Below are 11,343 nucleotides of genomic sequence, written 5' to 3'. Positions count from 1 at the left end.
TTTAACCCGACCAGCGCGATATGCTCGGCAACCGCACGTCGGTTCTCTTCCTTGCTGCGCCCTGAGTTTTTTAGCGCCACCGCAATGTTCTGCTCCACGTTGAGCCACGGAAACAGCCGGTGATCCTGGAACACGATACCCCGTGCAAGATCGGTGGTGCGAATACGTTCGCCGCTGAATTCGATGTCGCCGTCGAATTGATCGTCGAGCCCTGCAATCAGGCGCAGCAGCGTGGACTTGCCGCAACCGCTTGCCCCCACGATAGCCACGAACTCGCCGCTTTTCACCGAGAGGTCGATGCGATCGAGAACGGGCACCGAGTGGTCATCGCCGGCAAAACGCTTCGTGACGTGATGCAGGTTGAGTTCGCTTGCCGAGGTAACAGAGACAGTCGCCATGATGATGTGGACTCTTTATGAAAGATGGATAATGCGCTATCAAGCTGCTGGATCGCGGAACCAGCGTTGCTGGATGGCACGGGCTAGCGCGTTCAACGCCCACCCGGTAATGCCGATCACGATCACGCCAAACACCACGAGGTCCATCCGGAACTGTTCGCTGCCGTCGACCAGCGTGTTGCCGATGCCGCTACCCGCGACCAGCAGATACTCCGCACCGAGCGTCGCAAGCCATGAATAAATCAGGGCGAGATAAATGCCGGTGAAGATGGACGGCAACGCAGCGGGAAGCACGGCGTATCTCACGGTCTGCAACTTGCTGTAGCGGAACACCCGGGCAACATCGAGCAGCTCAGGGGAGACCGCGCGGATGCCATCACTCGTATGCGCGACCACGGGCACAAGCGCGGCAAGCGAAAGGAAGACGACTTTCGCGACATCACCGAGACCGAACCATACGGAGATCAACGGTATCCATGCAAACAAGGAGACTTGCTTGAATGCATTGAAGCTGGGCCCAATCAGCCGGTTCGCGAAGGGCGAGACACCGAGCAACGCACCCAGCACGAGCCCGAGACTTGCGCCGAGTGTGAAACCCGTCAGTTCGCGTGCAAGCGACGCCGAGAGCGCACGCCACAGCGCGCCGCTTCTCGCCTGATCGATAGCCGTATGCAACACTTGAGCAGGCGAGGTCATCATGCCGTGCCCGGCGACTACGTGACGTGAGACGTACCACCAGGCGAAGAGGGCGGCAACCGGGATGACCCAGCCGCGCCAGCGCCCGGCTTTGCCCGGTTCACCCGAAACCGCGATGGCCCCGGAGCCAGTTTCAAGTTCAAGAGACGGCGTGGACATGTTGGTACTCCTTCAGGCCAGCCGCGCGGGCGACAACTTGTGTTCGAGAAGAGTCAGCAAGCGGTCAGCCACATACCCAATTGCTCCCACGATCAGCACCGACGCCAGCACCAGATCAAGCTGGAATAGCTGCCGTCCGTACACGATCAGGTAACCGAGTCCTTCCGATGACGCTACCAGTTCGACCACGACCAGCGTAAGCCATGCCTTCGTAAATGCGAGCCGAATACCCGTCCCGATGACCGGCACGGCCGAGGGCAGGATCACGCTGAAGATGGTTTGTCTGCGCGAATAGCGAAAGACGCGAGCAACGTCGAGGTAGGCGGCCGGGGTCCGGCGAAATCCCTGCAGCGTGCTCAAGGTGACTGGAACGAGCGCGGCATGCCCGATCAGCAAATACTTTAACGGCTCGCCAATGCCCACCACGATCATGAGGAAGGGCAGCCAGCCGAGCACCGGCACCTGCACGACGGCATTGAAGCTGGGAAGGATGTAAGCCTCGGCTGTGCGCGACAGTCCCAGCCATGCGCCAAGCAGCAAGCCGAGCACGACGCCACCTGTAAAGCCCACTGCGATCCGCGACAGGCTCGCGCCAATATGCATCCACAGTTCGCCGCTGCTGGCGAGACCGGCGAGGGTTTCGAAGACGAGTGTGGGCGACGGCAGGATCTGCGGCGAGATCCAGCCGTAGTGCGAGCCGAGCACCCACAACACAGCCAACGCCACGGGCACGAGCCAGGGCAACGCGATCCAGCCAAGCGATCGCACTGCGCTAGCGGTATGACCACGGGTGCCATTGAGCGCCGCCCGTTGGCCTGGATTCAAAGTGCGAGCGATGCTGTTCGCCATGACCGGATTCTCCAGAAAAATTCAGGCGTTCACGATGCCAGCGGCTTGCCGGACGGATCGAAACGTGGCCAGTAGGTTTCAAGCTTCAGCGTTTTCAAGGCCTGATCGAGATACTTTGGTTCGAACCAGCCGTTCACGCTCACGGGCTGACGGATCAGGTTCAGACGCAGCGCGTCGTCGGCAACGGCCTGATAGCGCGCCACGATAAACGGATCGATCAACGGTGAGGTGCGGTCCTTGAGCGTCTGGTTCGCGTACTCCGATTGCCACGATTCCACCGGCACACCACTCTTCGCCCACAGCGTGAAGAGCGCGTCGCGATTGGCTTCGTCCGAGGACCACTGAGCCGCTTGTACGACTGACGTCACGACTTTTTGCACGACGTCGGGATGGTCGTGCTCGAAGTCGTCGAGAACCAGCAGATGCGCCTGGCGCGTGTACTGCAGGCCGCCGTCGCGCGACGCGTAGATGATTTTCGCGAGGCCTTGCCGCTGAAGCTTGAAAAGCTTGAAGTCGAGGAACACCGCATCCACGCCCTTCGATGCAAGCGCGGCTTGCGACGCGGCATCGTCGAGATTGATCACGCGCAGATCGCGTTCGGAAAGACCATTCGCCTTCAGGACGTTATCGACCACGAGTTGCAGGTTGGTGCCGCGAAAGATGGCGACGCGCTTGCCCTTGAGATCCTTGACGCTCTTGATGTCGGAGTCGGGCGGCACGGCCAGGTAGACGCCGGTGCGCACGCCCGATTCGATCAGCAATTTCGTCTTGAGCCCGTTCGCGCGGCCGAGTACGGCGGGGAGATCGCCCTGATAGGCGAAGTCGATCTGGCGATTCGCCAGCGCTTCGTTGACTGCGGGACCGGCGCCTTTGAAGAACAGCCATTCAACCTTGACGCCATCGGGTTTGAGCGCGTCTTCCGTGCGGTGCTGCAACTGGGCGGTCGCCGCTGGCGAGCCGCCAAACACGGGTGGATCGCCATAACCTTGCGTCGCCACGCCGATCCGGACAACAGCGGGCGCGGCGGCCAGGACGCTCGTGGCGGCAACCATGCCCAGCGTGACAATGAGGGAATGCAGGAGGGATCGTGGGGTCATCGAATTCGCGGGGAGAGGGTGAAAACGGCAGCGCAGCCTGGCCGTGCTGCCGAAGGTCGAATGTCGAAGGTCGAATGCAGGATCAGTTCAGCGCCTGCGTACCACGCAACGCGCGGCTGCGCCGGCCGTCGATACCCACGGGCACGTCGCCATGCACCGTCGCGCGCCGGACCACGCGCCGCACGCTCTCGTCATAGTCGGCTACCGCGTAGTGCTGGGTTGCCCGGTTGTCCCAGATCGCCACGTCACCCTGGGTCCAGCGCCAGCGCACCGTGTTTTCGAGGCGCGTCACGTGGTCGTGGAAAAGCTCTTTCAGGCGATCCGAATCGCGCTGTGACAAACCCACGAAGCGCTGCACGAAATGCCCCAGCACGAGGGTGCGTTCACCCGTCTCCGGATGCACGCGCACGACCGGATGTTCGGTTTCATAGACCGTCGACGTGAACTGTTCGCGATGCGCCAGCTCGGCGTCGGTGGCGGGCTCGCTGCGGGTCGCCGCGTAGTCGTAGGTATTCGTATGAATGGCCCACAAGGAGTCCGCCAGGGCGCGCAGCGGGTCTGGCAGACGGGTGTAGGCCTGAGCGGTGTTCGCCCAGACCGTATCGCCGCCAGCGGGCGGAATCACGACACCTCGCAGGATCGAGATCTTTGGATACGCGTCGACGAAAGTCACATCCGTATGCCACGAATTGGCGCGTGTGCCGTTCTTCGAGTCCAGTTCGAGCAGACGGTTGCTGCCGGCAACCGATGGCACCGTCGGATGCGCGACGGTTTCGCCGAAGCGGCCGGCGAACGCTTCCTGCGCGGCGTCGTCCAGATGCGACTGGCCGCGAAAGAAGATCACTTTATGCTGCAGCAACGCGGCGTTGATGGCCGCAATGGTCGAGTCGGCGAGATCCGGCCCGAGGCGCACGCCCCGGATTTCGGCGCCGATCCGGCCGCCTACTGGATGGACGTCGAGGTCCAGCGCGGTTGAGGATTCGGCGGCAACGGCAGGCGTGGCGATGAGGGTCATCGGGTGCTCCTTGGGGAATCGTTGAATATCGTCGGGTGTGTTATGGATCGTCGTGTATCGGATGCTCGCGCGCTGGACAGGCGGAAACCACAGCGGCGTTAAATTGAAGCACCCGTGCGCGGGCGCGGCAACGAAGCGATTGGACTTTGCTTTACACACCGGACGTGGGTCGTTTATGAAGGACCCTTGATGAAATGCCGTGAAACGCTGGCTTAATAGCGTTGAGCAGGGATCGGTACGTTTCTATTCATCATCAGATATGCAAATGAATAAAAGATGGTTTCGGTATGTCCGGGATTGACCTACCTTGTACTTAGCGGTAGCCCGTACCGGGACGCGTTCAAGGAGAACTGCGATGTCTGAACCGAGAGCCATTTTTAGGAACTGGGGCAGTGAAGTGCTGCGACACTGGCGCGAGCGGCGTACGTTGGCCGCCGACCAATCGCGCGGGGCGGCACGCGAACCGTATGACCTTGAGCGTATCGCGACGTGCGCGTGCAGCGGGTATTTCCACACGGGTTATGCGTTGGATCCGTTTGTTTTTACGCCGGAGTTGCCGTTCAAGGATTGAACACAGGAGGGGCCGGAACCGGCGTGGACTCCTGAGCAATGTCCGGGTTTAGCGAAAAATTATGTTGAGGCCGCAAGCGGTGATTCACGGACAACATTCAAGGCGGCGTCGACGCCGCCCGGATCTTCGAGCTAATCGAGTTAGGGAAGGTGAAATAGGAAAGGCGAAAACGCCCAGTGTGAATTACACCGGGCGTTTTTTTATTCGGAAATAGTCTGTGCAATCGTGGCGGACCCTTGACGCAGATCCAGATCACCCAGCGCATCGCGTGCATTAAACGCCAGCGCGAACTGAGCGGCCTGCCGCCCCACCGTTGCCAATTGCTCCGCGACTTTCGGGTCCGAGCAGGAATCAATTGTCTCAAACCGTGTTTCCAGCGAATTAACCGCCGCGCCATACGGTGTCGGCCAGCCGCGCAACGCATGCACGATCGAACGCAGGGACGTGAGCACGGCACCACCGCCTTGCCAGCCATAAGCCGTCACGACACAGCCCACCGCGCGGCCGTCGAGGTAGGGACGCTTGTCATCGCGGAGTTCCTCCAGCGTGTCCAGCGCGTTCTTGACCAGGCCCGAGACGCCGCCGTGGTAGCCCGGCGTCGCAATGATCACCGCATCCGCTTCGCGCACTGCCTCGATCAGCTCAAGCTGTTCTGCCGTGCGTTCGCCGTGTTCCGGCGCATAGTGAGGGAGCGAGTGCAGGAACGTGCCGCCGAACAGGCGCGTGCGCGCACCGTCGGCTTCAGCACCTTTCAGGGCGAGGCGAAGCGCGCGTTCAGTCGATGAGGCCGCGCGGGTCGTGCCACCAATGCCGACCACGAGCGGCCGGCGAAATTCGAAGCTCTTCAACAAAATACTCCCAGGAGTGCGGCGGAGCCGCATTTGACGCACCAGTTTGTACGCAAGAACGCCGCAGCTTATTGGAGACGCGATCAGGAGACGCGATCACGCGAGGACCACGCATGGATCATGCCGCCATCTTAGCTATCGATTTTGCGCGATGGAACCGAGCTTTGCTTGAATCGATATGAGCATTGCGTATTTCGATGCCGGCCAACGCCCCGGCCGGCCCCGCCACGCAACGTACATACGGATAAGTAATTAGCCTTGCGCAATAGATTATTAAGCCGCGGCGCGGGTTACGTTAAACTTTCGCCTCTCGCGAACCAGGGATGAACGGCGGTCGGCTGCCCGAGCGAACTCGCTCAACGGGAAGTCCGCCGCTTTTTTTGTTTACATGATCGAAATACGCAATCTGTCGCAACGCTTCGCGGGCCCACGAGGCTGGATCGAGGCGCTGCATAACGTCAATTTGACGATTCCGCCCGGCGAAGTATTCGGCATCATTGGCCGCAGCGGCGCGGGTAAAAGTACGCTGGTCCGCACCATCAACCTGCTGACGCGGCCAAGCGAAGGCAGCGTGATCGTGGACGGCCGCGACCTCACCACGCTGCCCGCCGCGCAATTGCGCACGGCCCGCCGTGACATCGGCATGATCTTCCAGCACTTCAATTTGCTGTCCTCGCGCACCGTGTTCGACAACGTCGCGCTGCCGCTCGAGCTTGTCGGCATGAAGCGCGGCGAGATCGAGGCGACCGTATTGCCGCTGCTGGAACTCGTCGGGCTGACCACGCAAAAAGATCGTTATCCTGCCCAGATCAGCGGTGGCCAGAAGCAGCGCGTGGGGATCGCCCGGGCGCTTGCCAGCAAGCCCAAAGTGCTGCTCTCCGACGAAGCCACGTCCGCGCTCGATCCTGAAACCACACGCTCCATTCTTGATTTGCTGCGCAAGATCAACAAGGAACTCGGCCTGACGATCGTGCTGATCACGCACCAGATGGACGTGATCAAACAGGTCTGCGATCGCGTCGCGGTGCTCGATGCCGGCCGCGTGGTGGAGGAAGGCAATGTCGTCGATGTCTTCATGCAGCCGCATCACGAAGTTACGCGTGCGTTGATTGGCGATGTGATCGCGCACGAGTTGCCGCCCGCGTTGAAGCTGCGCGTGGCAGAGCGTTTGAAAACCGGCAGCGGCCATTTGCTGCGGCTTGCGTTCACCGGTTCCGGCGTCGACCAGCCGATTCTTTCTGAAACAATCCGCCGCTTCGAACTGGATTTCAACATCCTCCACGGCCAGATCGACGAGATCCAGGGTCAGGCGTTCGGCTCGCTGGCAGTGCTCGCGGCAGGAACACCGGCGAACGTGGCCGAGGCCATTGCTTATCTGCGTGAGCAGGGTGTGGTGGTGGAGGAGATGTCCCATGTTGAGTGAAATGTTCGATATGTTCGTCCAGTCGTTCTGGGAAACGCTCGTGATGGTGGGCATTTCCGGGCTGGTCGGCGCGGCTTTGGGGCTGCCGCTCGGCGTGCTGCTGTATCTCACCGACCGCGATGGCGTATTGCGCAATCTCGCGGTGAACCGGGTGATGGGCGGCGTTGTGAATGCAGTGCGCTCGACACCGTTTATCATTCTGCTCGTCGCGGTGATCCCGTTCACACGGCTGGTGGTCGGCTCGTCGATCGGGACCATGGCGGCGGTCGTACCGTTGACGATTGCGGCTGCGCCGTTCATCGCGCGACTGGTCGAAACCGCGCTGCGCGAGGTCGATCGCGGCCTGATTGAAGCAGCGCAGGCCATGGGCGCAACGACAAGCCAGATCGTGTTCAAGGTGTTGCTGCCGGAGTCCTTGCCGGGTGTGGTTGCCGGTTTGACGATTACGTTCGTGTCGCTGGTCGGGTATTCGGCCATGGCCGGTGCGATCGGCGGCGGCGGTCTGGGCGACCTGGGCATTCGCTACGGGTATCAGCGGTTTTTGCCGGAAGTGATGCTGACGGTGGTGGTAATCCTGATCGTCTTCGTGCAGCTTGTGCAGTCGTTCGGCGACTGGCTCGTGCGCCGTCTCAGTCACAAATGACCAGTCACAAAAATTTTTATATAAAGCTCAAAGGGTAGTCCATGCAACGTCGATTCATTCTCAAGCTGGCCGCTGTTGTTAGCACAACGGCTTTGCTCGCTAACGTCGCGCAAGCTGACGAGACTATCAAGGTCGGCGTGACCGGCGGTCCGCATGCCCAGGTGATGGAGGTGGTCAAGCAGGTGGCCGCGAAGAATGGCCTGAACATCAAGATTGTCGAATTCGCCGATTACGTCCAGCCGAATGCCGCGCTGGCTTCGGGTGATCTCGACGCGAACAGCTATCAGCACGCGCCGTATCTCGATGCGCAAGTGAAGGACCGCGGCTACAAGCTGATCAAGATCGCCGATACGGTCACGTTCCCCATGGGCATCTATTCGAAGAAGTTCAAATCGCTGGCACAGTTGCCGGTAGGCGCGCGCATCGCCGTGCCGAACGATCCGACCAACGGTGGCCGGGCGTTGTTGTTGCTGCAAAAGAACGGCTTGCTGAAGTTGCGCGCCGACGCAGGCTTGAAAGCAACGCCGCTTGATATTGTCGATAACCCGAGAAAGCTGAAGATCGTCGAACTCGACGCCGCGCAAATTCCGCGCTCGCTCGCCGACGTGGACGCCGCCGCGATCAACACGAACTTCGCGATGGAAGCCGGGTTGAAGCCGAAGCAGGACGCGATCGCGATTGAAGATCCGAACGGCCCGTACTCGAACATCATCGCGATTCGTGCCGTGGACAAGGACAAGCCGTGGGTGGCGAAACTCGTGGCCGCCTATCACTCGCCGGAAGTAAAGCAGTTCATTGAAACGAAGTACGCGGGTGCGGTGATTGCCGCCTGGTAACTCCGGGTTCGGGCAAGACGCGGTAACAAAAGCTGGACATCGACGCGCTCTCTCCCTCACGGGTTGGAGCGCGTAGTCATTTAAGCGCGGACAAAAACACGCCCAATTCAACCCGCCAAGGGTAAACGCCGATATTTTTCCACCCCGGCAGAAAGCAGGCAGAAGGCTTTGCCTTCTTATACTTGCGGCACATTAGAACAAGATGCCGGATTGCCACGGATAGAAGGAGACGTTTTTCGATGCAGTTTTCCCCCCGCTTTTTCACGCTCGCTTGCACGCTGGCCGCGCTGTTGTGCGGCACGCCCGCTCACGCGGAAAAGCTGACGCTGATGGCGGGAGGCACCTCCAAGATCGTCTATCTGCCTTTGATCCTTGCGTCGCAACTCGGTTATTTCAAGGACGAAGGGCTCGAATTCGAGATCCTGTCACAACCGGCCGGCGTCGATACCGCGACGGAACTGCTCGCCGGCGCGATCCAGGGCGCGGTCGGTTTCTACGATCACACCATCGACCTGCAGAGCCGCGGCAAGGACGTTGAAGCGCTCATGGTGTTCAGCAAAAGTGCGGGGCTGGTCGAGCTGGTCTCGAAGAGATCCGCGGCAGGTTTCAACACCATGGCCGACGCGAAAGGCAAGACGCTGGGCGTGACGGGACTGGGATCGTCGACGAACTTCCTGACCCATTATCTCGCCGCCCGCGCCGGGTTGACGCCGAAGGAATACTCGGTGTTGCCGGTGGGTTCCGACGACAGTTTTATCTCGGCGTTGAATCAGGGCGGTATTGACGCCGGCATGATCGAAGAACCGGTCGCCAGCCGGCTGCTGGCCAGCGGCGATGCGAAAGTGCTGGTGGACATGCGCAGCGCCGCGGGCACGGTGGCTGCGCTGGGCGGCCCGTATGCCGGCCCGTGTTTCTATGCTGAGCGGAGCTGGGTCAACTCGCACCATGATGAAGCGCAGAAACTCGTACGCGCCATGGTGCGCTCGCTGGCGTTCATTGCGAGCCATAGCGCTGAAGAGATAACGGCCAAGGTGCCGAGCGATTTTTATGGACCGGGACAGGGCAAGGCGCTTTATATCAGCGCGCTGAAGTCCTCCATGCCGATGTTTACGAAGGACGGCCGGATGCCTGACGGGACGCCCGCGGCCGTGCTGAAGGTGCTCACGCTGGCCAACTCGTCGATCGATCCTCGCCACATTGACCTGTCGAGGACCTACACGAACGAGTTCGTGGACCACGTACAGATCGGTGCGAAGTAACGCGGAATCAATAACGTGGAACCGGCGACCCATTTCCCTCTATTCGAAGCGATGCAATGAAAGCGATACGCATAGAACAGTATGGCGGACCCGAAGTGCTGATTCATCAGGATATCGAAGTTCCTCAGCCAGGGCCTGGAGAAGTGCTGGTCAAGGTGAGATGCGCTGGTGTCAACTTCATGGATATCCACACGCGCCAGGGGAAATACAAGGCATCGCGGACATACCCCGTGAGCATTCCCTGCACGCTAGGCATGGAGGGTTCCGGCGATGTGGTTAAAACCGGTGCGGGTGTGACGTCGTTCGAACTGGGAGAGCGGGTCGCGTGGTGTATATCGTGGGGCGCTTATGCGGATTACGCAGTCGTGCCGGCGGCGAGGCTGGCGCGAATTCCTGATTCGATTCCTTACGACCTGGCCGCTGCCGCGATCTTCCAGGGATCGACTGCTCATTACCTGATCGATGATGTCGGTCATGTGAGCGCCGGGACCACGTGCCTGATCCACGCGGCGTCTGGCGGTATCGGCCAGTTGCTGGTGCAGCTTGCCAAGCGTCGCGGCGCGACGGTGTTTGCCACCACGAGCAGCGAGCAGAAGAGGGACATTGCCCGCAAGCTCGGTGCGGATCACGTGATGCTTTACGACGATGGCCGCTTTGCTGACCGCGTGCGGGAAGTGACCGGTGGCCGGGGTGTGGACGTGGTCTATGACGCGGTCGGCCGCACGACGCTGCGCGACAGTTTCCGCGCCACGCGCGTGCGTGGGCTGGTCGTCAACTATGGATCGGTGTCGGGTTCATTGAACGACCTCGATCCCATTGAGCTGGGTGAAAGCGGCTCGCTGTTCCTGACGCGTCCGCGGCTGGCTGATCATCTGGCCGATGCGGAAACGGTCCAGCGCCGCGCAGACGACGTGTTCGCGGCGTTAGCCGATGGCTCGCTGAACATCGCCATCAGCTCCCGCTATACGCTCGATAACGTTGAAGAGGCGCATGCCGAGCTTGAGGAAAGGCGCCAGTTGGGCAAGTCGGTATTGATGATTGGATAGGTACCATCAATGCGTCCGTCGCCGTCGCGCCGGACGTTGTTAATTGTTGTTGAATGCAGTGACTGTTGTCGCCATTTTGCGCCGGCACACCGCATCCTTTGAGAAGGTCAAGTTCATGTCCTCACACGCTATGTCTGCAAACGAGTCGAAATTCAAGTCGGTATTTCGGGTTGTCAGCGGCAATTTTCTCGAAATGTACGACTTCATGGTCTATGGCTATTACGCCTCGGCCATTGCCAAGACCTACTTCCCGAGCGGTAACGAATTCGCGTCGCTGATGCTCGCGTTGTCCGTGTTTGGAGCCGGCTTCCTGATGCGGCCGATCGGCGCCATCGTGCTCGGCGCGTATATCGATCATCACGGAAGACGCAAGGGCCTGATCCTGACGCTGGCGATGATGGCCGTTGGCACTCTGCTCGTTGCTGTGATTCCGGGGTATGCGACCATTGGCGTGTTGGCGCCGATCATCGTGTTGCTCGGACGTCTGTTGCAAGGCTTCTCGG

13 protein-coding genes are annotated in these 11,343 nt (G+C 60.6%); 7 read left to right on the top strand and 6 right to left on the bottom strand.

The window, feature by feature from the left end; genetic code table 11:
- The 5 genes from JWR14_RS35425 to JWR14_RS35405 all read right to left on the bottom strand — a co-directional run.
- Window positions 1–398: ATP-binding cassette domain-containing protein (locus JWR14_RS35425; RefSeq protein ID WP_299718821.1), on the bottom strand; the 398-nt coding region annotated here is incomplete at its 3' end.
- Between the two features lie 39 nt (window positions 399–437).
- Window positions 438–1,253: an ABC transporter permease gene (locus JWR14_RS35420; protein ID WP_299718819.1), complete on the bottom strand. Its 816-nt coding sequence runs from the start codon at window positions 1,251–1,253 to the stop codon at window positions 438–440.
- A gap of 12 nt (window positions 1,254–1,265) precedes the next feature.
- Window positions 1,266–2,102 (bottom strand): ABC transporter permease, encoded by an 837-nt coding sequence (locus JWR14_RS35415; RefSeq protein ID WP_299718817.1) that lies wholly within the window; start codon window positions 2,100–2,102, stop codon window positions 1,266–1,268.
- 29 nt (window positions 2,103–2,131) lie between these two features.
- Window positions 2,132–3,199: an ABC transporter substrate-binding protein gene (locus JWR14_RS35410; protein WP_299718814.1), complete on the bottom strand. Its 1,068-nt coding sequence runs from the start codon at window positions 3,197–3,199 to the stop codon at window positions 2,132–2,134.
- A gap of 82 nt (window positions 3,200–3,281) precedes the next feature.
- Entirely contained in the window at window positions 3,282–4,214 is a 933-nt protein-coding gene (locus tag JWR14_RS35405) for a TauD/TfdA family dioxygenase (protein ID WP_299718813.1), read from the bottom strand.
- A gap of 355 nt (window positions 4,215–4,569) precedes the next feature.
- Between JWR14_RS35405 and JWR14_RS35400 the strand changes: the two genes are divergently transcribed.
- The gene (locus JWR14_RS35400; RefSeq protein WP_089160444.1) at window positions 4,570–4,785 is read left to right on the top strand and encodes a hypothetical protein; all 216 of its coding nucleotides are present in this window, start codon (window positions 4,570–4,572) and stop codon (window positions 4,783–4,785) included.
- 200 nt (window positions 4,786–4,985) lie between these two features.
- Here the strand turns inward: JWR14_RS35400 and JWR14_RS35395 are convergent, their stop codons facing one another.
- On the bottom strand, window positions 4,986–5,633 hold the full coding sequence (locus tag JWR14_RS35395; RefSeq protein ID WP_299718809.1) for an NAD(P)H-dependent oxidoreductase: 648 nt from the start codon (window positions 5,631–5,633) through the stop codon (window positions 4,986–4,988).
- A 388-nt stretch (window positions 5,634–6,021) separates the two neighbouring features.
- Between JWR14_RS35395 and JWR14_RS35390 the strand changes: the two genes are divergently transcribed.
- The 6 genes from JWR14_RS35390 to JWR14_RS35365 form a co-directional block, all read left to right on the top strand.
- Window positions 6,022–7,056, top strand: coding sequence for a methionine ABC transporter ATP-binding protein (locus JWR14_RS35390; RefSeq protein ID WP_299718807.1), 1,035 nt, complete (start codon window positions 6,022–6,024; stop codon window positions 7,054–7,056).
- Complete coding sequence (locus JWR14_RS35385; protein ID WP_089160441.1) at window positions 7,046–7,699, top strand: methionine ABC transporter permease; 654 nt, start codon at window positions 7,046–7,048, stop codon at window positions 7,697–7,699. Before JWR14_RS35390 ends, JWR14_RS35385 begins: the two co-directional genes overlap by 11 nt.
- A 41-nt stretch (window positions 7,700–7,740) precedes the next feature.
- Window positions 7,741–8,535, top strand: coding sequence for a MetQ/NlpA family ABC transporter substrate-binding protein (locus JWR14_RS35380; RefSeq protein WP_299718801.1), 795 nt, complete (start codon window positions 7,741–7,743; stop codon window positions 8,533–8,535).
- A 239-nt stretch (window positions 8,536–8,774) separates the two neighbouring features.
- Complete coding sequence (locus tag JWR14_RS35375; protein ID WP_299718799.1) at window positions 8,775–9,794, top strand: ABC transporter substrate-binding protein; 1,020 nt, start codon at window positions 8,775–8,777, stop codon at window positions 9,792–9,794.
- Window positions 9,795–9,850: 56 nt separating this feature from the next.
- Entirely contained in the window at window positions 9,851–10,840 is a 990-nt protein-coding gene (locus tag JWR14_RS35370; RefSeq protein ID WP_299718796.1) for a quinone oxidoreductase, read from the top strand.
- Between the two features lie 115 nt (window positions 10,841–10,955).
- Window positions 10,956–11,343, top strand: a 388-nt coding sequence (locus JWR14_RS35365) for an MFS transporter (protein ID WP_299718794.1), incomplete at its 3' end; no start/stop codon positions are given.

Source organism: Caballeronia sp. (assembly GCF_028292365.1).
Taxonomy (GTDB): Bacteria; Pseudomonadota; Gammaproteobacteria; order Burkholderiales; family Burkholderiaceae; genus Caballeronia.
This window is presented reverse-complemented; position numbering and strand designations above follow the sequence as displayed.

What these genes read in the sequence shown, in the direction of transcription:
- JWR14_RS35370 (WP_299718796.1), top strand. Translation starts at nt 9,851, where the DNA reads ATGAAAGCGATACGCATAGAACAGTATGGCGGACCCGAAGTGCTGATT.
- JWR14_RS35420 (WP_299718819.1), bottom strand. Translation starts at nt 1,253, where the DNA reads ATGTCCACGCCGTCTCTTGAACTTGAAACTGGCTCCGGGGCCATCGCG.
- JWR14_RS35405 (WP_299718813.1), bottom strand. Translation starts at nt 4,214, where the DNA reads ATGACCCTCATCGCCACGCCTGCCGTTGCCGCCGAATCCTCAACCGCG.
- JWR14_RS35390 (WP_299718807.1), top strand. Translation starts at nt 6,022, where the DNA reads ATGATCGAAATACGCAATCTGTCGCAACGCTTCGCGGGCCCACGAGGC.
- JWR14_RS35415 (WP_299718817.1), bottom strand. Translation starts at nt 2,102, where the DNA reads ATGGCGAACAGCATCGCTCGCACTTTGAATCCAGGCCAACGGGCGGCG.
- JWR14_RS35375 (WP_299718799.1), top strand. Translation starts at nt 8,775, where the DNA reads ATGCAGTTTTCCCCCCGCTTTTTCACGCTCGCTTGCACGCTGGCCGCG.
- JWR14_RS35385 (WP_089160441.1), top strand. Translation starts at nt 7,046, where the DNA reads ATGTTGAGTGAAATGTTCGATATGTTCGTCCAGTCGTTCTGGGAAACG.
- JWR14_RS35400 (WP_089160444.1), top strand. Translation starts at nt 4,570, where the DNA reads ATGTCTGAACCGAGAGCCATTTTTAGGAACTGGGGCAGTGAAGTGCTG.
- JWR14_RS35410 (WP_299718814.1), bottom strand. Translation starts at nt 3,199, where the DNA reads ATGACCCCACGATCCCTCCTGCATTCCCTCATTGTCACGCTGGGCATG.
- JWR14_RS35380 (WP_299718801.1), top strand. Translation starts at nt 7,741, where the DNA reads ATGCAACGTCGATTCATTCTCAAGCTGGCCGCTGTTGTTAGCACAACG.